Here is a 21711-nt window from a genome sequence, read left to right on the forward strand (position 1 = left end):
TAGCTTCTTAAAGTTACGAAAATGATTTATATAACGAAATGTTAATTTTTTAGCATAAAAATTAGGTCCTACTTTTATGTAGTTTAAGCTGTTGCTTTATGAAATCATTTCTAATGTCTTACTTTTTGGATCTGTTTAAGAATCTATATAACAAGATAATAATACCTAGTCCAACAAGAAAATATAAACCATATGATTGCCAAAAAGAAGTGCTTTTAGTCGTAAGTAGGAGTGGAGTTTCTTTGTTATATAGTATCTTGATTCTATCGCCTTCCTTGTCTAGAGCTCCTATAAAAGGGATATGCATTAGTTTTACTATACTAGTAAGACTGTCACCTTCTATAGTTTTATAAGCGACTTTGGCAGTTGCAGAGGATCTACGTGATCTAACTTTAAAGTTAACTTCTTTAATAACTGCTTCCGTTTCTATATATTCCAAGCTAGTATCCTGTGCGAAAAGAGAAAAAGCAAAGCAGAGAAAAAGTATATTGATGTAATAGATTTTAAAATTTTTCATCGTTGGTTAATTAGAATTCTAAATATACTACATCAATGTTGGATTAAGAAATGAAATTTATCTACATTTTTTCTAGAATTTTGAACTTAATTTTTTTCGGAATCTGAAGCATTTCCTTAATTTAAGATTCTGCTATTCAAGTTATTTTAATTCCCGGAATTATTGTTAGCTATTACAATATTTTCAACATCTCGTAACAAAGATTCTCTATTAAGTTCTATGTTTTTTTCAATTAAATATTCGGATAAAGCATTAAAGAAAATTTTGGTTAAATCGGATAAAAGAAATCCAATATCGACACTTTGTTTCCAAGACTCATTTGATATAATTATTTCAGCGGAAGCAGTTTTATTTTTTTTGTCCAATCTATAATTATAAACACCTGTCGACTCTTTGTAATTTTCTATTTCACCACTAATTCTAAGAAATACTTTTATTTTCTGAATAGACTCAGAGTATTCTATTTCTTCAAGTAACTTTAAAGATTTTCGAAGTTTTACTATTGGCTTTCTAAATTTACTTCCCGCATCCGACCCACCAATCTGTGAGGTTAATGTTATTTCCATTCAATATTGTATTTTCAATATCAAGATTATGTGATTACATTAAGAACATAGAACAATACCTATTATATTATAAAATATGCGTTTTTAACAATTCTTAGCTAGAAGACTTCACAAAACGGAGATTCATTCAATTTTATATTTCATCTAATTGAATTTTTTATCTAAAATACTCATCTAGTATTTTTTCTTTGTTCTCTTTCCCTCCACCGCCAGACATTATCTCAACTGCAATTTTATAATCTTTTGGTAATTCTCTATTAAACTTTAAGTCTTTAGTTGGGTCTACATTTTTACCTACTTTATAACATAAATATAAACGTTCATTTGTTAATGGAAATACAGCTAAGCCCATTGTTTCATGGTTGTCTATTATATCATTTGCGTTTAATGGAATATTCTCAATAATAATTTTGTCAAAGAGTCCGCTTGGATGTTCATATTTCCCTGTTTTGTAAATATCTCTTTCTACTAAACTTCTTCCAGGTTCTGATCCAAGAATATAAAATTCTTTTTCATCTTCTGAACCTTCCCAAGCTTTGACTTTCCTATTTCCTGAGCTACCTTTAATCCAAACTTTAGAATCTTCCCTTTTTTTATCTGCAATTGCTTCTTTTACAGTTGTTATGTTGCTTGCTTTTAAGAATGCTCTTGTAACCCCATTTACAAATAATGTATCAAAAATGCTAACATCAACTTTTCCCCAATTATCATCTTCTCTAAAAGCATTATAAAATCTTAAGTATGGGCTTTTTAGCATTTGTGCTAAAACAAATATGCCTTTACGTGTTTCTACACTAATTACTTTACCTTCTTTCCAAGGTGTTGTTCTTTTTACCATAAATCGAAATAGACCTTTATTCTAAAGACTTGAAAATTGGAAATTAATTGTGTTTAGTTAACTACTTCTCCAAATAGTTCTTTTGTAATACGTTTTTCTTAATGAGAAGCTCTCCAAACTATCCATTTTCCATACTTTTCCGCTTCAATTTCCGAAATATTTTCTACGGTTACTCCTCCTTTTCATAAACTCAAATCATCATATGTTCTAGCTACCAATGTTATTTCTGAATATTTGAATTTTTTCCTTATTGTAATTTTCTTCCATCGTTTTTTAGCAATTCCTAAACCAGAAGTCTATATTGAAGAAAACAATTGATTAGATTTCAAAATATCAAACAAAATTTCATCGAGTGTTTCAACACGGTCGAAGACTTCTATTAATATACGACCACCTTTAATATCTTCAATCACACTACAAAAAAACGAACTCTTTACCCTTGTCTTCAAATTTATTTCTGGAAAAACTCTTAGTGTCTTTTTCAGTTGAAAAGAATAAGGGGATAGCGAATATTTCTCCACTATGCTCATTGGCTGATTTATTCATTGTTTTTATTCGGGAATATTCTCATATAAATTGCATAACGTTTAGATTTTTCATGATTTAGGTCTAGTTGTAAATCTACTATTCTTCATTAATCTCATAGATAATTTTATCAGAATAAGTATACTCTTTATTAGTAAGAATTTTTTATATGCCTTTCTACAAAACTAAGAATGTATTAATCAATAATTATAAGAACTCAATAACTTACTGAAAAGTTTTATTATGAAGGAGCAGTCTTAGCTCTCCAAAATTTGATAATTTTTTTGATTTGAATATCACCTTTCGGAATATAGGGAGGGTATCTATTTTCGTCACTATTACTTTTTTCTTCTTTATTACCAAAAATATCGATTAGAGTAGGATTACTTTCATCTCCATATTCAAATTTAGTATTTTCATTAGAAGGAGGAGTGTAGTCTTCATGCTTTTCAAGTACGTTCCAATTCCCCTCTTTACCAAGCCAAAACAGAGAATGAGAATCTATTATTTGGGGTTGTAGTAGTCGTGAACCAAAATTAATGTTTTTATAATCATCAGGTTTACTACCAATATGATCAAAAATTTCAATACAGTGTCCAATACTTAGTTTAGATAGAACTCTAGCGAATGCGTATTCATTATTATCCAGGTCAATACTTAAAATATCACCTTTTTCTAATTTGATTTTTTTTTGTTTAGCCATGTTTATTATTTACAAGCACCTTTAAGTTGTTTTAATTTTTTCTTTCTATTGTCAGAGAAGCTTTTTTGTCTTGCTCTGTCTCTTGTTGTGTTGTCTACATCAAAAGAATTAATTTTATTACCTCTATTTTTTTGCGATATATCGTCTCCAACGGTCCCGGTTTTCGTCTCATAGTGTTCAATATATGCTTGTTCGTAACCTCGGGCTTCTCCGTATGTTATATCTTCATGTAAAGGTTTTAAAACAGTATTTCCGTCATCTGTTAATCTTCCAGAAGTTGTATGTCCAGCCCTTCTTGTGTCTAAGTCGTTAGTGATTCCAACATAATAAGGTTTGTCTGCTAGGATATCTTCCCCCATATCATCAACTCCAACAACATCATATAAACCATAAACGTTATGACCTGTATCATTATGATGAAATAGACCTAATACATCTAATAGCCTATTAGTATCCGAGACATAAGAATAAAGGTTATGTTGACCTGATTTAAGACCTAAAGGATCTTTAGTTATATACACCCCTTCATTCGGTGAGTAATATCGAAACCTATTGTAATACAATCCAGTTTCTACATCTTCATACTGTCCCTGATATCTAAACGGACAATCTCCCAAAGAACCTTTAGCTAACTTACGTACTTTTCCGTAAATATCATATTCTACCTGCCAGGTTTTTTCTCCTTGGCTATTATACATTTCTACAGGAGTACCGAGATAGTCTGTGATGATAGAGTAGGAGTCGTCTTCTGTAATCTTGGCAGCCGGTTTAAAAGTACCTTCATCAAACACCCAAGTAATTAGATTTTCTACTGGTTCAGGTTTACTTTCTTTTAATATACCAAACTCATCTACTACCAATTCTGGTCGTTGTTTGAGATCGTATTTCCATTCATGGAGAGGTACATTGCCGTCCCACACAAATCTTGTTATTTGCTTATTGGCCTTCGACAGGCTCAGGCTGACATCTGTGATCTTAGCGGTACGACGACCAAGTGCGTCGTATTCAAATTCAGTAGTGCAATTTTTTGGATCAGTAACTGATCGTAGCATTCCGTTGCCGTACCAAGAATATTCAAATGTGCCAGTGGCACTGATTTTTGTGATTAGATTTCCTTCGGCATCGTATTTAAACTTATTACCATCGGCTTCTAATAATTGTCCTCCTGTTCCATATTTTCGATCTCCCTTGCCTTCGGTTCTGTATAAATTACCTACTTCATCAGGCAGCTTATAGTCAAACTGCTTATTCTCATAACGCGCTCCTGCTAAATTATTAAACTCGTCATAGTTATATGCAACGGTACCATTCGTTAATCGATCTACCATTTTGGTCAATCGATCATTTACATTCCAGGTGTATGTACGATGGCGCATTTCTCTGCTGCCCGCCGTTACTTTATGTTGTGTGGGCCTACCTGCATGATCATATTCGATATGATTAGTGATCCCACCAGGAAGTATTCTTTCTACTTCCATACCAAGACTGTTATGTGAGAATTGAGCGTTCCAACCCCTCGATCCGACCTTGTCTGATATCTCCCCTTCGGAAGTGGGAACGCTATTTGCTGTAACCTCCTGGATAAGACCAAGTTTGTTTCTCGTAAGGGCAATGTTAGCACCTAAGCTACTGGTGATATTAGTTCTGTTACTTAGATTATCATACTCACTTTCTACAAGATGTCCATCCTGATTTTCTGCAATAATGCGTCCTGCTGTATCTCTTATGAGTTGTACACGACTGTTTTCATTAATGGCTTCAATCAGATTGCCATTAAGATCGTAACTATAGGTTTCCCAAGTGCCATCACTATGTTCTGTACGAGTAATTCTTCCGTTTAGATCGTATTCATATTCTGTGAATTTATCGTCAGGACGATTTACTTTTAAAACTTTTCCTGCGCGATCACGATCATATTTTCTGGTCAATCCATCAAAACCAATTTCTCTTACAATTTCTCCTTTTTCATTCCTGGAGAAACGGTAAGATTCATTATGCTCGTTGGTAATGGTGTTTAGTTGTTCTTCCGTATCGTATTTAAAGTAGACTTTTCTACTATTTTCTTCTCTCATTTTAAGGCTTCCCATTGGAGTGTAATCAAAATTAACTTCACGTTTCTTTTGATCCACCGTTTGGATGACCTCATCATATGCATTGTACTTTAGCTTAATGATATTGGTGTCTGCTTGTCTTATTTGATAAATACGATCTAACTCATCATAGAAGAATTGTTGTTGATGGTCTTCGGAGTTTCTAGTATGTAAACATCTTCCCCATGGGTCGTATTTCCAGCTAGATGCTGCTCCATTAGGTAGAGTAAGTTTATGTAGGTTATGATCTTCGTCATACTCGAGTTTTGTTCTGTTTCCCGCATTATCTCTGACTTCATTAATTAGTCCCGATTCATTATACTCGAAAGAAGTAACGCCTCCGTCTAATCCAATTACTGCATGTAGACGATCATGATCAAAGGTTTTTACTACGGAACCTCCTGATGGATCTTTAGTAAGAACTAACCTATCTTTTTCATCATAAACAAATCCAATAACAGAACCATCCGGTTGGTGTAAACCTGTCAAATTTCCGCGTTCGTCATAACTATATCCAGTGATATTACCTTCTTCATCAATATCTCGATAAGGTTCCATATAAGGAGTATATTCATGGAATATACTGTCACCCATAGGGTCTGTGACCTGAGTACATAGATTTAGATTATTAAAATAATAAATACTCTCTTGGTCAAGTGAATTGGTGATTATGTTATATCCTTTGTTATATTCTATGGTTCCGGAAAGAATTCCTTCATCTCCCCAAGTCTCAATACACTTAGCACCTGTAGCTTTCCCATCATATTTCCAGTAGAAAGCCTGTCCGTTACGATCCGTTTTTTTGATCATCAGGTGGTTTTCATATTCCATAACCGTTGCCTGATCCAGTGCATCTATTATTTTTATGAGATCTCCATCTTCATTATATGCATACCGAACTAGCGTTCTAGTTTCTCCCTGATGTGTGGCTGTAACTTTGGTAACCCTATTTTCCTCATCTAACTCTAAATCAATTTTTCTTCCTGCAGTATCAATGATTTGTTCTAATTTATATACGGCATTGTATATGAATTGTATTTTGAAACCTTCAGAGTTTCTTAGGCTTGTTGGTTTGTATAGTGTATCTGTATATTTAGTATACGTATAGGTTTCTCGAGATTGGTGATCTATGACTTCATAAGTAGTGCCGTCGATACACGTAAGCGTAAGTTTTTCTGTTCTATTATAGGACGATTTATTTTCTGCAACTAATAGAGGAAAAGAAGTTATTCTTCCGTCAGGTAATCTCATAACTATTGCGTCTTCATCATAATCTATATGTAATGCAAGATCGTAGTTACAATGCATTCCGTGACCCATCATTCCTTCATATGCAGAATCTGAATACCAATTACGTTCCCAACGTATAGGTATTTGTCCGGCAATACTAAAGTCTTCTCCTTCATAAACCATACGGCCTGTAATCAGGTCTACAGGTTCAAATCCCATTTTACACATTTTTTTACTCAGGCCTTCTGTAGCTGGGAATTTTTTTAATACTTTATGATTTAACTTTGTTAATCCTTTTCCAGCGCCTTTCATCAATGCCCCAAAACCGTAGGACATAACCAAAGCCATTAACATACCCATTAAATCGGGTGCATATGGTCCTCCTACATTTACCGGTTTTCCCATGGGTAGAGGTACACTCATTGATGAGGGTAGGTATAAGCTTGGTATGGGTTTCATTTTTTTGCCAGGAGTTAATGATAATGGCATACCGATATCGTTACATGTCATCGTCATATATCCGGCAGGAGTAAAGTAGGCGTCTTCCGCACTTACTTTTGTACTTCCAAAAAAGTTCATAGAATCATGCCCTATCATTGGTGCCATTGCAAAAGGTCCACCCATAGGAATATGAATCACAGTACCTATCATACCGGCGGTACCACTATTCCCTTTGGGGACACAGTTTACATTCACTGTAGAACCTATTATTGGGACATAGTCCATAGGATCCACTACCATACCAATATATGGATGCGGAATTGGAACAGGAATTCCAGGTGGAATGATCACGATATGAATATCAATTCCGATAACAGGGGTAAAATGTTTACTTGCTAATAACATATCTAGAACCAGTTTAAAATTGAAAGACTCTTTTTTTCCATTTCTTTACGATGTGCTTCTACAGTTGATCGCCATTCGTCTCCTTCAATTTCTTTCATAAAGATGTCTATAGCTTCACATTCGTTTGTATCTCTATTATTTTCAGCGATATTGTAATAATCCGCAGCGATATACGCCATACAGGTGGATTTTATCATTTCTGGTGTTAATGAAACACCATATTGATACCCTTTTGTAACAATATCTATATATCTTTTTTTATCTCTTTTCTTTATTACATTATATCCTAACCACCACGCAGTTAATGCTTGTGGTCCAAAACCGTATTCAATAGAAATATCTGCTTGTTTGCAAAATAGATCTGCTGCTGTATCTTTTTGTTTTTGTAATTGTTTACAACTGGCTTGATATCCATAATTCTGTACAATAATAGGTTTACAGGTTTCATCTCCTCCAGATAATCCTTGCTTGGCAATAGCTAACCCTTTTTGCAGTAGTTCTTCTATAGTTTTATGTTCTTTAAAATTAAAAAGCATTCCAGCATAAATTACGTGTGCTGTAGCAAAAGCAGATTTGCTGCCAGATTTCTGAGTAACCGACAATCCTTTTTTTCCCCAAGTATGAAGTCTTTGTACATTCTTTTTGGTTACGCTTTTAGACATTTCGATCATACATTGTCTGAATTGTACTTCTGGATCATTCGGATCTCCGGCAGAGGCTATTTTATTAATAGCTCCTTGTAAATCTAAAGGAACAGCAAGTGAGGTTGATACATCACTATGTTTTTTTACAAGTTGATCAAAATATCGTTCCTCTACATAGTCAAAAAACATGATCCGTACTTTATCAGGTAATCCTAATTGTAAAATAGCGTCAATCCACTTTCCGTATTCTTTAGTTTCTGCAACGGAATATGGATACAGCGATAATGCTAATGGAAGTTGCGAGTTTGGCATCGCTTTCTGAAACGTACTTAGCATTTCTAATAATAATACATCACAATCGGTGTTTTCATTTTCGAATTTTGTTTCAAATTCTAAAACATCCCAATCAAATTTCAGATTTCTAGCTTCTAAATTTTGTTGTAGTTTTTCATCTTTTTTAAATGTATCAATCCAATCTTGAACTAATTTTTTGCTATGTGTTTCTTTATTTTCAAATGCAGTAAGCAGTACGATCGGAACATCTGGCAATCCCCCATTAGGAGTAGATTCTAAACGTAAGAAGCCTTCATACAATCTCGCTTGATCAGGTTTTATTAACCATCGAACCAATTGTATATGATTATGTGGACTTACTTCATCAATCCATTTTTGCTGAATTGTAGTAATTAGTTGTGCTATGGGATTATGCTCGTTATTCATTGTGTATTAACCGCAATTAAGGTTTAGTAATCCTCCTTTTACATTTGTCATTGCCGTACCATCAATATCAGTCATACCTTTACTAGTAAGCTTTAATTCAGCTTTCCCTTCTACCAATGTACTTGGCGCACCAATTTCTACTTTAGCCTTGCTGTTTACAGTGACCTTTGCACTTCCGTCGTTTAGGATTTCTTTAGAAGTAACATTTACATTATTGGTACCATCTATGTTTACAGTTTCTGTGGCGTTGATATTAATTTCTTTGGATGAAAAATTAATTTTCTCCGGCGCACTTATATTTATTTCCTTTTTTGAAGTATCCAAAATAATTGAGTTACCGTTTTTATCAGTTATAGTTATGGTCTCTTTTCCATCTTCATCTGAGAATGATAGTGTATGACCACCTCTGGTTTTAATTGCTTTGATATCATTCTTCTCGGTTTTCCAGTCACCTGCATTACTACCACCTGTAAAGAGAGCACCCATTACATAAGGTCTTTCTGCATTCCCACCTTCAAAACCTACAATTACTTCTTCATCTTTTTCAGGTGTGAATTGGAAACCTTTTCCGCCTCCAGCGTGAGGAGTTAACACGCGAAGCCATGGTGTTTCTTCTCCAGTTGCTTTTTGCCAAGGAAACTGAACCTTTATTCTACTCATTCCTTCCGGATCAGCATTATCCATTACTGTTGCTACTTGAGACTCGCTTTTAGGAAAAGCCATCATATTGGTGTTAGGATATACATCTAGATCAGCAGTTACACCTACAAAACGGTTTTGATATTTTCCGTTTTCGGTAGAACTATGCGAAACACTAATAATTCTGAAATTCCCATAATCAGATTGTTCTCCTTTTATTTTTACAACTTGTCCCAGATTTACTCCTGGATTATCACTTGTTCCATGGATTTGGACTTGTTTTATTTCAGTAGCTTTTTTTTGTTGTTCTACATGTTTGTCTAATCGTTTCTTTAATTGAGGATCGTAATAGGAGTTTACATAGACACTGGTTTCTTTTGCAAAGATTGCATCACTTTTTTCGCTTGTAAACCCATTAAATCCGTTAACACCAGAATTTACCTGAGCCGTTGCCATTTCGTGTTGCTCATCTGTTAGATAATCGTTGGTAAAATATTTAAAGTTATTAGGAGTAGGGTTGAGGTTTAAAGAGAACTCTTGTAAATCATGACCATAATTTAATTCTGTAGTGTCCTTATCCTCAGGTTTTCCAAACACAAGTTTGCTTCCATCATAGAAAAACCATTCACTGTATTGCGCAGCCAGTCTACTAGCGTACTCAAATGAACTTTCGTTATGTTGCACACTATAATGAAGGGTTTCAGAGTTCTGCGGGCTGAAATTAGTTTCGAGTTTGGATTTATCATATCCCTGAAATGTTTTGTCTAATATTTCAGAGAGTCCAACGTCACTATGCGAGTCATAATGAGGTCCATCATCGGTTATGATACTGCAGCTGTGTGCTTTTATAGAAACCATGTCTCCACTTTGATGATGGAATCCTTTGGTATTGCTAACAGAAGTTACTATTCCTTTAAATTCTAATTCTTTATATCCATTGATAGTATCAAGAGAAGAAACTTTTACTGTCAAAATCTCGCCTAGATAATTTTTGCTTTCGGATGCTATTTCCCCAGAGATATTTTCTAATACATCCATTCTGCATAAAAGTTCAAGAACGTGATGCGAATCGATTTCCTGATGAAGCATTAATTTTTTATATGCAGATATTGGAGATCCACCTATAAATATTTGTGTGTTTGATTGCAGAGCCATAATTTCTCGTTGTTTTCTGTTTTATAGAGTATCCTAATAATGAAATTCTATATGTATTTACATTTAGTGTACTATTACCTGTTATAGTTAACTTTATAGACAATCTGAACGATTTGGGGAAGAATTCTGAATATATAAGAATTGTCTAAAAAGTGTCAAAAATAGTATTTAACCAATCTCTCATAAAAATACTTAATTTTTTAAAAGTGATATAGTTAACAGGGTTATTTTTACGTTTTCTTACATAAAAAAGGGTTGTTTTCCCCATTCATTTTCATCATCATCAACCTTAGATACAGAAGTTGATGAAAATGTTACCCTAATAGTTGAAAAAAGTTTTATTTCGGTATGATTATTAGAAATCTCTTGTTACTATTTGAGTTTGATTCTTATATAAGGTATTTAACAGGATAGCCTTCATAAAGTTATAATTAAAACCCTTTTTTTCGGATAAGGATTTTTTTAATAATAAAGTGGAGTATCTATGGAATTTGTTATCTTTCTCCATTAAAATTCATATAATATTACTCTAAATTCTCTGTTTGATGCTTTCTAAATCTATTAGTTGCCTATTTATATTTTTTATTAATTCTTCTATTCTTTTAAGTCAACAAGTTGATAATGATTTTGTATCTGGTAAATGGGAGATTGAAGAGGTGATAGTTCCTGAAGGTAAATTTCAAGATAAAAAAGAAAAAAAGCTACTTAAGGAGTTAGGTAAAATTATATTGTATTTTAGGTGGGATGGTAATTTTTCATTTATATATAAGGGTGGTAATAAAGAAGTTTTAAGAAATATCAAGGAATTTGAAAATAGCAAGTGGCGCACCATTGAAGGAGAAAATATCATTTCTATTGAAAAAGAAACTCCAATAATTGTTATGCCTGTTGAAATTGGAGAAAATATTGTGTTTAGTTTTTTTGAACCAATCAAGTTTAGGGTAACGAAGATTGAAGATGAGCTCGTTAGTTTTTCACCTCCACAAGAGATTACAATTGAAGAAGAGGTTGTTGCCCAGCAAAAGATTGATTCTGTTTTTAAGGAGGTAACGGTACCGAAAAGAAGTTTTGAAGACTCGGTAGTTACGGAATATCCAGTTTTGGAAGGGTGTGAGGAATCAAAAGGTAGCGGCTGTTTAAATAAGGTTATTCGAAATCGTATTGTGGATGAATTGAATTTAAGTAAGTATAGTACTCTATTAGATCTTCAGAGAATTAAGGTATTTGTCTTTTTTGCTATTGATGTTGATGGAGTAGTGAAAAATATAAAAGCAAAATCCCCGGATGAAGAACTAACATATGACCTGAAATTAATTATCAATAATATGCAGGTGGTTACTCCTGCTAAGAATGCCGATGGTCAACCTATGCTAAGTATTTATGCAATTCCGTTAACGTTGATGGTTCAATAGACAGTGTATATCCTTTTTTCAGTAAAAGGAGACTCAGTATTTTACCAAGTACATTACTACTAATTACTTTTATAATTGAATACTAGGATAGATACTTCTCCACTTTCGTATTGGGTTTTGAGTTGTTAAGTAGAACTAGAAAAATTAGCAAGGAAAGAAATAACGAAGCTCCACTAGTTTTTCGTTTCGAAATGTAAATATATAAAGATCATCAGATAAAGGATGTGAAAACATGTTTATTGTAATTATTCCATTTTTTTCTTCACTCTTATTTTTTATAAAGGAAACTGGGAAATCTTCTTTAAAATTTAAAAGTGTATAATTTTTTGAAAAAATTACATTCTTATGTTTAATAGTGAAATTAGAAGATTTTAAATCTATTTCCCTGAATGCATATCTCGTTTTTGATACTTCAATTTTACAATTTAAATAATACCATATTTCATTAGAGTCTTCTATGATAGCACCGCAATCGTCTTTTTGTTTTTTAATAGCATCAGGTTTTTTTACAAAAGACTTTAGGGTTTTGATATCTCCTTCAAGTAGATAATCATTATTAATAAACATGATTTCGGATAAATACTCAACTTCGGATTGTTCATTAACAGAAGTACTTTTCTTAATATCAGTATTGATTTCTTGAGCGTTCACCGTTATATTATAAATGCTACTAAATAAAACAGATAGCAATAAAAAAAGATACTTTTTTTTCATTTAGTAGTATTTAGAAATTTCAAAGATACTATTGTTCCATAACCATCAAAATCGCCTCCATCTTTTTTCTCAAAATTTTGAAAATTCATGTAATTTTCCATAACAAACCAGTAGGCTTATGTATAATATATAAAATGGTCGTTATTATCAATAATAATACTGAAATTCCGCCAAAAATAATCATTCTAATAAATTCTATAGGAATATGAGAGTGATTACTAGTAGGTAATAGGTGCCAAATAAAACTCATGATTTGTAATACTATGATTAGTATAGGTGCAAATTTTTGAATCACGGAATTGCCTCGTATTTCTATTTTGACTTCTATCGAAAATGAATTTCATTGCAAATGTAACTTTGTGATAGTCTTTTTTTGTTTAAAAACAGAAAATTTTGTTGTTAAACGTTTTATAAATTGAATTAATTAACTTTTTACATTTTTTCTAGGGAAATTTTATTTTCTCCATTAATCATTATTTTAAAGAAAAATGTACTTTTTTTAGTTTGTTTAGGAACAAAAGAACCGTTATCTAATATGATAATTTCATTTCCTACAGGTACATTTATTTCCACTTTTATATTTTTTTTATCAAAAATTTTATAGGTTCCATAAATACTAGAATCTGTACTAGGGTCATTACCACACCTAGGAATGTTTTCATAACTAGCAAAACGATCTTTATAAAAGCCAACAATAGGAGCTCCTAATGAGTCTCTAAATTGTTCCTTAGATTCAATAGCAATTAAATCATATTTTCTGATCGTTGTATCCAATAAAAATTTTTGATGACAGAACCATTCATTGTTTTTTAAAATTGTTATTAAATCTTCTTTTTCTTCTATATCGGTTTGTGCAGAAGAATTTAATCCATGCAAGAAAAATAGTATCAATATTATAGTGTGTTTTTTATATGTTTTCATTGAACTCATTTTGATTTTTTATATCGAAAACGAAAATTAGGCGTTTTTTGCCTGATTGAATACTTTTTATTCGATATCTTCATTTTACATCATATCTGACAACATCAAGCGTTGGCCTTGTAGTTTTTTAGCACCTAGATAACGTTCATTACTTAAAATTACCACCCACCAATAGCTTCACGTTCTTTTTGTTGGGCTGGGGTTGCTTCTGGAGTTTTTATAGCACTTGGATGTAATGGTTTTGGGAATCCTGCTGCTTTGCGACGGTCATAATATTGTTGGCGAAACTCATCAAAGGCATCTCCAGGAGGTAAGGGTCTGTTTTTATCCATATACCATACATAGAATGACCAAACACTTAATAATAAATTTTCTTGCCAAGGATATTCTAAATCTTTATAAATTTTTGTTCTGAAAAAGAAGCTATAATTTGTTATTGCTAGATAACAAAAATCTGATCCAGTATTACCTTCCGTGTCAAGAAGTCGCAACCTCTTAACTTTTATGTTTTTGAAATAAATTTTCTTTTTTAGTCTGAAAATTGATAGAGGAAATGATATTGTACCATTTGATCTATTCAATTCAATATAATAAGTCGAACTTACGATACTTCCATGGATTAAGTCCATAGTTTGCTTCAATCTTATGTTTAACTTTTTTGCCAAACATTATTTTTTGATATTAACAAACTGCATTTCAAAGTCTTCACTTTCTGGTGGTTCATGCAGACTTCCATCTTCATTTGTTTTAGCATATATAATGCGACCGTCATTAAAAATAAATTTTACATATCGATTCGCAACTGGAATTTTTGTATTTGGTTCATAAAAAGTAGTTACTTCCCAATCTTCATGAATTTGAGGATCATACCATTCGGATTCTTCTTCTCGTTCAAATTTTTCGGTGTATTGTTCGTCAGTCCAATATTGTTCTCGCTCTGCTTGCTGCGCTGGAGTTGCTTCTGGAGTTGGAATATAACTCTTATATAATGGAGGCGGAAAACCTTCAGCTCTACGTCTTAGAAAATCTTTTTCCCTATACGGATCAAATGCATCTCCCGGAGGTAAAGGACGATTTTTATCCATATACCAGACGTAAAAAGACCAAATTTCATAGTAAGGTTCTATATGAGCACTAAGATATGTTCCTAAAAACTTATTATTAGGATATGCTACTGCAAGTTTCATGTCTATATTACCAGATGCCCCTCCAGTTCCTACCCAATATACTACAGCTTCATCAAATTTAATTGTAAATGGTTGCCCATATAATTTTCTTGGAAACATAAATAATCCATTTATTCGATCCAGTGTTATATATTGTTTTGATATTGTAAATGCATATATTAAAGATAGAATAAATACTAAAAAAAGTATTGAATAAAAAACAATCCATGGAATTGTGAGAAAACTATTGTCAGGAGCAATAATAAACAATAAAATAAGTCCGAAAACAGATAGGATACCTCCTGCATAGGCTGAAAGAATTCTCATAGTATCGATAACAACTGTGCGGTCATCAATTTTTTCAAAAACTTCCCGTTTCTTATATTGTTTTAGAAATTTTTTATCAATTTTTTTGAAGGAATCTGTAATCTCAAATTTAAGATACGTATTTAACCCCTTTTTTATTTTCTTTTTTAATTTTTTAGAACTCATTGGATTTACTTCTTCCACGCGTTTCCTGACTTAAGATTTTCTAATGTATTTACACGTACATTACTATGGTAGGTATGATTCATATTGGTAACGCTCATACTGCCAATGGTTTGGGGTTTTAGTTCGTTAATACCGCCAATAACACCTATATATCTTTCTGAACCATTATATCGATTTGGATAGTATTTACCTTCCCCAATATCTAAGTAAGATATAACCAATACCTGGCTGTTTTTATTATCTCCAGCCAAATATTTATCCGGTATTTCAAAATTGATGACAGCCTGTGGTGGTTTTTCTTTGGTTCCTTTTTTACGAGTTACTGCTGTATCGATGTCTAATTTAATCCCTCCACCTTTGCGTACTCCTTGTTGGTAATAATATATTTCATAGGATAATTGGCTAGGGTCAGTAAAAAACTGTCTAAAACTAATAGACGCAGTAAATTCTTTAATATCACCTTCTTTAATAGTGGTTCCAACAGAGTGTCTGCTATACGATTGGATATCTTCTTCTTTTTTGTAAAACTCCAATTCAGTATTTTATTATTCACTCGAAATAAATACATCTAATCAGTTATCCCTATTATTTTACCTTCATTAGTTATCTTGAATTTTTCAATATCCGAAAAGTTTGCTTTTCCTTCTTCGTCTTCCATATAGTATCTAATTGAAATGTAATAATCTTCATCAATAAAAAATAGCTTGGTCTTTGCAAAAATGCCGTCACGATAACTATAATAAATATTCAGAGCATCTACAAGATTGCTCTTATTATCAAGAATAACTAAATCCTTTCTATTAGTAAAAATCATATTACCGTCGTAATCTAAACTTGAGGATTTTCCTTCAAAAATTAATAGTTTTTTGTCGTTTACAATAGATAATTCTTTTACTAAATTAAAAAAGTTATATCCTCCTTCTGATTTTAGAAAAACTGAATCTTTGGAATTTTTAGAATCAGATAAATTAGGTTTGTAAAAAGAACTGAAATTTGTATCCTCAATAGTTTTAAAATGAATACTTGCAATACCATTGATGGTGTCATAATATTTGAGAATCTCTAATAGTAAAGAAGAATCTTTTGCAATTTTCCTTTCTATATCTTTCAATAACAACTCTTTTTTTCCTATTGGGAGTTTTGTCATTAAAGTATCTTCTAGTAACCTATTTTGATCGCTATTAATAGCAATTGAATCATTTATAGTTGTGTTAACGTTTTTCTCATTGTATTTACAACTAAATAAAGAGTTAGTTACTAATAATATATATATTATAATTAAACCAAATTTGATTGTGTCCATATTATCTGTATTTTCCTACAAACTCTCCCGAATGAAGATGATTGTTGTGAAGTTTTCCTCCGTCACTGGCGTGATTAAAGGCTTTTTTGTTTTTACCTCTTAAAATTTCAGTAAATCCAAAGTTATGTAATGCGTCAATAACTTTTTGATCTTTTGTGTTATTTCCAAGATAATTAGTATCTATACTTTGTCCATTTATATGTTTCACACTTGGAAAAGATGTTCCATCTTTTTCGCAACTACCACCAGATTTAATATTAGTATATTCAATTTCCGCTAGTACACCAATAAAACCAGCAAAGTGTTCTGGCCCACAATATCTCCTTGCTGTTTTAGTAAAATTAAAGACAATTTTTTGATCTCCTATCGTTCTATTAAGTTGATCTGGCATTTTCACAATTAAAGCTTTTCCTGATCCTTTTTCATAAGTTACTAATCTGTAATTAGTACCTTTTTGTGGATGATAAAACTTTCCATACGTCCTTATTGTTCCGTCAGGATAAGAGTATTTTTTCTGCTTGCAGCGTGAGAATATGTAACTATATTGTTTGCATCGTATCCAGATTCAACAGTGTGGGCTGTTACTTTATAATTAGATACACCCTGTTTTCTTTTATCTATTTCGAATAGATCACAGGAGCATATATTATAAACATCACCATTTTTGTTATGATATCTGTATTTTACTTTCGTAAGAGCTTCAAAATTTAGTTTACTAATATATCCATCATGATATATATGGATAGTATCAGGTGCAATTAGTTTTAGAGCTCCATTAAAATACTTTTTTATTGGTTCATTAGGGTTTTCAACACTATCACATTGAGTAGTTAGCCAAAGAGCTGTAGTTTCTTTTTTAGAAATTTTGATCTCTTTTAGAGTATTTTCATATACCCAGTCTTAAGATACTTTATGATCTGGTGATCCTCTATAAGGTTCTATTTGTATCGTTTTACCTTCTAACGCTTTATCAAAAACGATCGTTAATTTATTTTACTATTTATAACATCTGTTTTGGCATAAGTTATAACCTTATTTTGATACTTAAGTATTTTCCATATCTATCCATCAAAATTACCACAATCAATTCCTCCAAACTTAGAAATAATATTCTCATTAGCAATGTATTTACTCATTCGAATTTCTTCGGTAACACTACTTCCATTAATTTCTATTTTATATAAAGAGAGATCATTTATAAACTTTGTAAGTGTCAGCTTAGTTAAGCTGTCATTTTTTAATTTAAGAATAAGTTTATTATCTTCAGATATAATATTTTCAATATCAATTTTTACCTTTATCTTTGGATCATAATAATTACTAATAGCTAATTGATTTTTATTTACTTCTATTACACAAAGGTCGCTTGAATAACAAGCACCAGTAAAGTCTACCGAGTATTTTTTATAGGGATCATTCTCTTTATCATCTTGATTTGATTCCATACCGATAAGTTTTTGACCTATAAGTTCTTCAATAGTAAAACTATTCTGATTATCCGCAATAGTTTCTTTAATATTTTTATTTGTCTGCTGAACAATCACCTGACCATTGTTTAGATCAGGATGTTTATTGTTTTTACAGGAAAGAAATAATACTAATAATACTAAAACAACTTTTTTCATAATTATTCTTTATTTCATTAATCCTTCTTTCTTAGAGTTAATATACATTTTGTCTAAAAGAGTTAAAGGGTCAAATAAGTCTTTTCTTCTTTTAAAAGATCTTCCTGTAGAATAATTCGTAGATTTTGCGTAAAGCATATCACTATATTTAACATTAGGATCAGTTAATGGTCCACTTTCTTCGCCAGTATACATCTCAATGTGTAACATTCCTCTTTTATCCGGAGAAGGTTGAACAATGTAGGTTTTTTTCTTACTGTTATATAATAATCCTATTTCGGCTATTGGTTGTCCTCTTTTCACCTTATCACCAACATTGACAAGAATATTACTTTTATTAACTTCTCCATATCTTACCGTTAATTTATGTCCTTTTTTATATTCAAAATCGTGTTCTATTTCAATAACCCAAGTATCTAAGTAGAAGTCTTTTTTTCGTTTAACAACTCCATCAAATATGGCATAAATAGGTTCTTTTACTTCATAATATAAATCTCTTGCTGCGTGAATTCTCATCCCTGGATTTCTCTTGTATCCAAAGGTAGGAGCTTTTGTTTCGTGTAGACGATAGTTCCAAACTTTATAACTATTATTTTTAAAACCATCTGGATGATTTAACGGAATACTTCTAAATGGAAACAACAAGCCAGGAGTTTCAAGTTTAAAATAACTCTTAAAATCCTTTTCTTTATTTTCATATTGAGAAGTTAGCCATAGAGATGTTGTTTCTCGTTTAGAAATTTTGGGTTCAGGGGCTTTCTGTACTGTTGTTGTTCTTACAAATTTAGGGTTTATACTTAAATCAGGAGATCCTCTAAAAGGTTCTATTTGTACTTTTTTACCTTTTAAAGCTTCATCAAAAACAATAGTTAGTTTATTTTTCCCATCTACAACTTCTGTCTTGGCATAGGTATAAAATCCTGGTTTACTTTTTGAGGTGATATAGGTGCTTTTTTTATCAGTTTTTGACTCGCCCTGTACATAAAAAGACCAACGTATATTATTCTTATCTTCTTCGGTAGCCTTGTCTTTATGGCGATAGTTTTTATCATCTATATCTATATCCAGAATATATTCTATTGCCTTCCCTGCAATAGCAGTTTTAGGGGCATCTATATCCCCTGCAGGATATGTTTTGTTTTTTGCGTCTTTATCGAATTTTTGTATAGTGTCTTTTTCAGCGTCTCGAACTGCTTTACTATCTTCAGCTTCTTTAATTGCTTTCTTACCTTCTTGGGTTTCATCTTCCCGTATATACAATGCTTCCTGCCAACCTTCAAAACTTTTATGAGCGTCTTCACCTTCAGTTTTGATTTTATCTTCTTTAGGGCGTAATTGTATTTTTTTGATCCCTACTTCGATCTTGTTTTCATTTTCTTCTTTATATAAAAATAAATTTCCATCTTCTTTATTTCCGCTTTCTTCTTTTACATCAATCTCAATCCAATCACTAACTTCTGTTTCTGTAGTAGTATCCTCTTTTTTTGCAAATACTAACACAGGAAGTATATCGTCTTTGGTCTTGAGTAATTTAAGATCACTTTCTTTTTCATGAATCTTAAGTTTTACTTTTTTGTCTTTAAGATTTTTGGTCTCTGTAATGAGATATACCTGATATCCCATAGGAGCAGAAGTAATTTTTTTATAATATGTTTTTGTTTCTTTTTTATATTGATCAAAAGTTAGGGTGCTATCTTTTGCATGACTTTGCAAAGGCCATTTTTTACCTGTTTCCTTTTCATTAATAACTTTGGTAATATCTGCGAGCTTTACTTCCTTATGTTGTGATGATATTTCATCATTGATACTTTTATGGATAGCCTTGGCTACATTGGATCGTTTCGTTTTGCTATCTGTACTCGTTAATTTATCAAAAGTGTATTGGTACGTGCCATCTTTTAGAGATTCCTCTTTTACCGTTTTTTCTGCAAAATATGCCTCTAAGATTTCAGCTTCGTCGCCTATGATGGTCAGTGTTTCTTCTTCTTCATAAAATGTCCTGCCGGCCACCTGGATTTCCATAACTAATTCCCGTTCTCTGCTCATAGTGCTATTCTTTATTCCAGTCTTCTTGGGTTTCTAAAAGGCTTAATTCTGCTGTACCATCTTCGAGTATGTTACCTGAGTAGGTAAGGGAGTTTTGTTGTCCATCTATCTTATTATCTCCGGTATCTTTTACTTTAATAGATATAGACTGTCCTGGATCAACATTTTCTGTTCTAATAAACATGGTTGCTTTCTCACCATATTTAATTTCGCCAATCTTTTCTTTACCTTCTTCGTCCATCCAATAGCTTTCTACTACTTTGGGGGCTTTGTCATTACCCATCATTGCACCGGGAATGGTCATGGCGATTTCTTTAAACTTTTCACTGGTACTTCCAGCGGTATTGATTTGCATAGGTTGCATGATGGTTATTTTACCACCAGTAGCACACATACATTCAGAATCTTCGTATAAGAATTTTTTACTACCTCCTAAGGTGGATGTTTTCGTAGTTTTTGTCCATTTTTGTAAAGCAGGCATACACGGTAAATATCCGCCACTGGTCGGTTTTAGCTTACACTGACCAAAAGTTGCAGGCACCTGATTGTCCATATCTGTGGCTTTAAACTTACCTTGGATTTTGACTTTTTGATTTTGTGTTACTAAAAGTTTGGCAGGCACAAATCCCTGATTACATTCTAGTAACGCCCCGTCTAATACATATATTTTACTACTCATCTTTTTCTAAATTAAAGGTTACAGTAGTCGCCTTTTTGTATAAATTCTTTACCTCAAAGGAGTATTCCAACGTTCCTTTTGTAACTAATCCAAACTCCGGTTTTACTTTATAGGTTCCTTTATAATCAAAATCAAGCGTGTGTTTATCACCTGGATTCGTTGGTAATTTGCCTAAAAACCCGTTAAGCTTAGCTAATGGAAACTTTTTATGATCAATATCCATTTCTGCATCTGATGTAATCGTTACTTTAGTGAAACCTATATCTTGCTTGGTAATTTTTTTTTGTTCTATAATTGGGATATTAATTGTACCTAATGCATTTGCCACAACTTTCGGTTGTTCAATAGCCCTTTTGTTTTCAAATTCTCTATAAAAAATATTCGAAAAGAAAAACTGATAAAAGTTATCTTCTAAAAATACTTGTTGAATATTATCTTCTTGTAATTGCCAGTCAAAGTCGCTAATCATTTTTAACAGATCCGGAAATTCTTCTAAGAGCTCTGTTTTAATGTCTTTCCATTTTTGCCTTATTTCTTGAGTATTAACTATTCTATTTAGCTTAAAACTTTTATCAGCTCTAAATTCCAACACATCATTAATAGTTGCTACCCTTAGCGCGATTTTTTCAGCTTTGTTTACATTACGGATAATGCTAAACTTTTCATTTAGTAGAAATCGTTTTTTAACTTCTATTCTATAGCTTAATAATCCTTCTTGATCCATACCGTAAAAAGTAAGGTCAAATTCGATTCCAACTGCCGAATGAGATTTGTTTTTCCCCTGTTCTATACGATTTATTACCTCTGCTGTATAGGTACGCGTAACCCGCTCTCCGTTGAGTTTGATGGTTTGGGTGATATGAGATAGGGCGCGTTGCAT

20 protein-coding genes are annotated in these 21711 nt (G+C 32.2%); 1 reads left to right on the forward strand and 19 read right to left on the reverse strand.

Translation table 11 applies throughout. The annotated features are described in order from the left end of the window. Positions 1-118 precede the first annotated feature (118 nt). The 8 genes from D1818_RS24300 to D1818_RS24335 form a co-directional block, all read right to left on the reverse strand. Positions 119-517: a DUF3592 domain-containing protein gene (locus D1818_RS24300; RefSeq protein WP_118462865.1), complete on the reverse strand. Its 399-nt coding sequence runs from the start codon at positions 515-517 to the stop codon at positions 119-121. Between the two features lie 146 nt (positions 518-663). Beyond that, the gene (locus tag D1818_RS24305) at positions 664-1083 is read right to left on the reverse strand and encodes an Imm12 family immunity protein (RefSeq protein WP_118462868.1); all 420 of its coding nucleotides are present in this window, start codon (positions 1081-1083) and stop codon (positions 664-666) included. A gap of 157 nt (positions 1084-1240) precedes the next feature. Further along, complete coding sequence (locus D1818_RS24310) at positions 1241-1921, reverse strand: hypothetical protein (RefSeq protein WP_118462871.1); 681 nt, start codon at positions 1919-1921, stop codon at positions 1241-1243. A 414-nt stretch (positions 1922-2335) separates the two neighbouring features. After that, positions 2336-2467, reverse strand: a complete 132-nt coding sequence (locus D1818_RS25835) for a hypothetical protein (RefSeq protein ID WP_255424794.1) — start codon at positions 2465-2467, stop codon at positions 2336-2338. A gap of 220 nt (positions 2468-2687) precedes the next feature. Beyond that, positions 2688-3149 carry an Imm26 family immunity protein gene (locus D1818_RS24320; protein ID WP_118462877.1) on the reverse strand — a complete coding sequence of 154 codons (462 nt, stop codon included), beginning with the start codon at positions 3147-3149 and terminating at the stop codon, positions 2688-2690. A gap of 5 nt (positions 3150-3154) precedes the next feature. Then, positions 3155-7315, reverse strand: a complete 4161-nt coding sequence (locus D1818_RS24325; RefSeq protein ID WP_118462880.1) for a DUF6531 domain-containing protein — start codon at positions 7313-7315, stop codon at positions 3155-3157. A 2-nt stretch (positions 7316-7317) separates the two neighbouring features. Next, complete coding sequence (locus D1818_RS24330) at positions 7318-8679, reverse strand: hypothetical protein (protein ID WP_118462885.1); 1362 nt, start codon at positions 8677-8679, stop codon at positions 7318-7320. 6 nt (positions 8680-8685) lie between these two features. Beyond that, positions 8686-10473, reverse strand: a complete 1788-nt coding sequence (locus D1818_RS24335; RefSeq protein WP_118462888.1) for a type VI secretion system Vgr family protein — start codon at positions 10471-10473, stop codon at positions 8686-8688. 545 nt (positions 10474-11018) lie between these two features. Here D1818_RS24335 and D1818_RS24340 point away from each other — a divergent pair. Beyond that, positions 11019-11885, forward strand: coding sequence for a hypothetical protein (locus tag D1818_RS24340; RefSeq protein WP_118462891.1), 867 nt, complete (start codon positions 11019-11021; stop codon positions 11883-11885). A gap of 144 nt (positions 11886-12029) precedes the next feature. Here D1818_RS24340 and D1818_RS24345 read toward each other — a convergent pair whose 3' ends face one another. The 11 genes from D1818_RS24345 to D1818_RS24395 all read right to left on the reverse strand — a co-directional run bounded on the left by D1818_RS24345 (position 12030) and on the right by D1818_RS24395 (position 21711). Then, positions 12030-12599, reverse strand: coding sequence for a hypothetical protein (locus D1818_RS24345; protein WP_118462894.1), 570 nt, complete (start codon positions 12597-12599; stop codon positions 12030-12032). Positions 12600-13031: 432 nt separating this feature from the next. Continuing rightward, positions 13032-13520 carry a hypothetical protein gene (locus D1818_RS24350; RefSeq protein ID WP_118462897.1) on the reverse strand — a complete coding sequence of 163 codons (489 nt, stop codon included), beginning with the start codon at positions 13518-13520 and terminating at the stop codon, positions 13032-13034. Positions 13521-13678: 158 nt separating this feature from the next. Continuing rightward, entirely contained in the window at positions 13679-14185 is a 507-nt protein-coding gene (locus D1818_RS24355) for a hypothetical protein (RefSeq protein WP_120752623.1), read from the reverse strand. Between the two features lie 3 nt (positions 14186-14188). Then, on the reverse strand, positions 14189-15178 hold the full coding sequence (locus D1818_RS24360; protein WP_147406262.1) for a DUF2721 domain-containing protein: 990 nt from the start codon (positions 15176-15178) through the stop codon (positions 14189-14191). A 5-nt stretch (positions 15179-15183) separates the two neighbouring features. Continuing rightward, positions 15184-15711, reverse strand: a complete 528-nt coding sequence (locus D1818_RS24365) for a hypothetical protein (protein WP_118462908.1) — start codon at positions 15709-15711, stop codon at positions 15184-15186. Between the two features lie 35 nt (positions 15712-15746). Continuing rightward, positions 15747-16481 carry a hypothetical protein gene (locus D1818_RS24370; RefSeq protein WP_118462911.1) on the reverse strand — a complete coding sequence of 245 codons (735 nt, stop codon included), beginning with the start codon at positions 16479-16481 and terminating at the stop codon, positions 15747-15749. 1 nt (position 16482) lies between these two features. Then, complete coding sequence (locus tag D1818_RS24375) at positions 16483-16872, reverse strand: hypothetical protein (RefSeq protein ID WP_118462915.1); 390 nt, start codon at positions 16870-16872, stop codon at positions 16483-16485. Positions 16873-17542: 670 nt separating this feature from the next. Beyond that, entirely contained in the window at positions 17543-18106 is a 564-nt protein-coding gene (locus D1818_RS24380) for a hypothetical protein (RefSeq protein ID WP_118462918.1), read from the reverse strand. Positions 18107-18115: 9 nt separating this feature from the next. Next, complete coding sequence (locus tag D1818_RS24385) at positions 18116-20152, reverse strand: M23 family metallopeptidase (RefSeq protein WP_118462921.1); 2037 nt, start codon at positions 20150-20152, stop codon at positions 18116-18118. Positions 20153-20156: 4 nt separating this feature from the next. After that, on the reverse strand, positions 20157-20831 hold the full coding sequence (locus D1818_RS24390; RefSeq protein WP_118462924.1) for a DUF4280 domain-containing protein: 675 nt from the start codon (positions 20829-20831) through the stop codon (positions 20157-20159). Beyond that, on the reverse strand, positions 20824-21711 hold the full coding sequence (locus tag D1818_RS24395) for a hypothetical protein (RefSeq protein WP_118462927.1): 888 nt from the start codon (positions 21709-21711) through the stop codon (positions 20824-20826). Before D1818_RS24395 ends, D1818_RS24390 begins: the two co-directional genes overlap by 8 nt.

This window comes from Aquimarina sp. BL5 (genome assembly GCF_003443675.1).
Classification (GTDB): Bacteria; Bacteroidota; Bacteroidia; order Flavobacteriales; family Flavobacteriaceae; genus Aquimarina.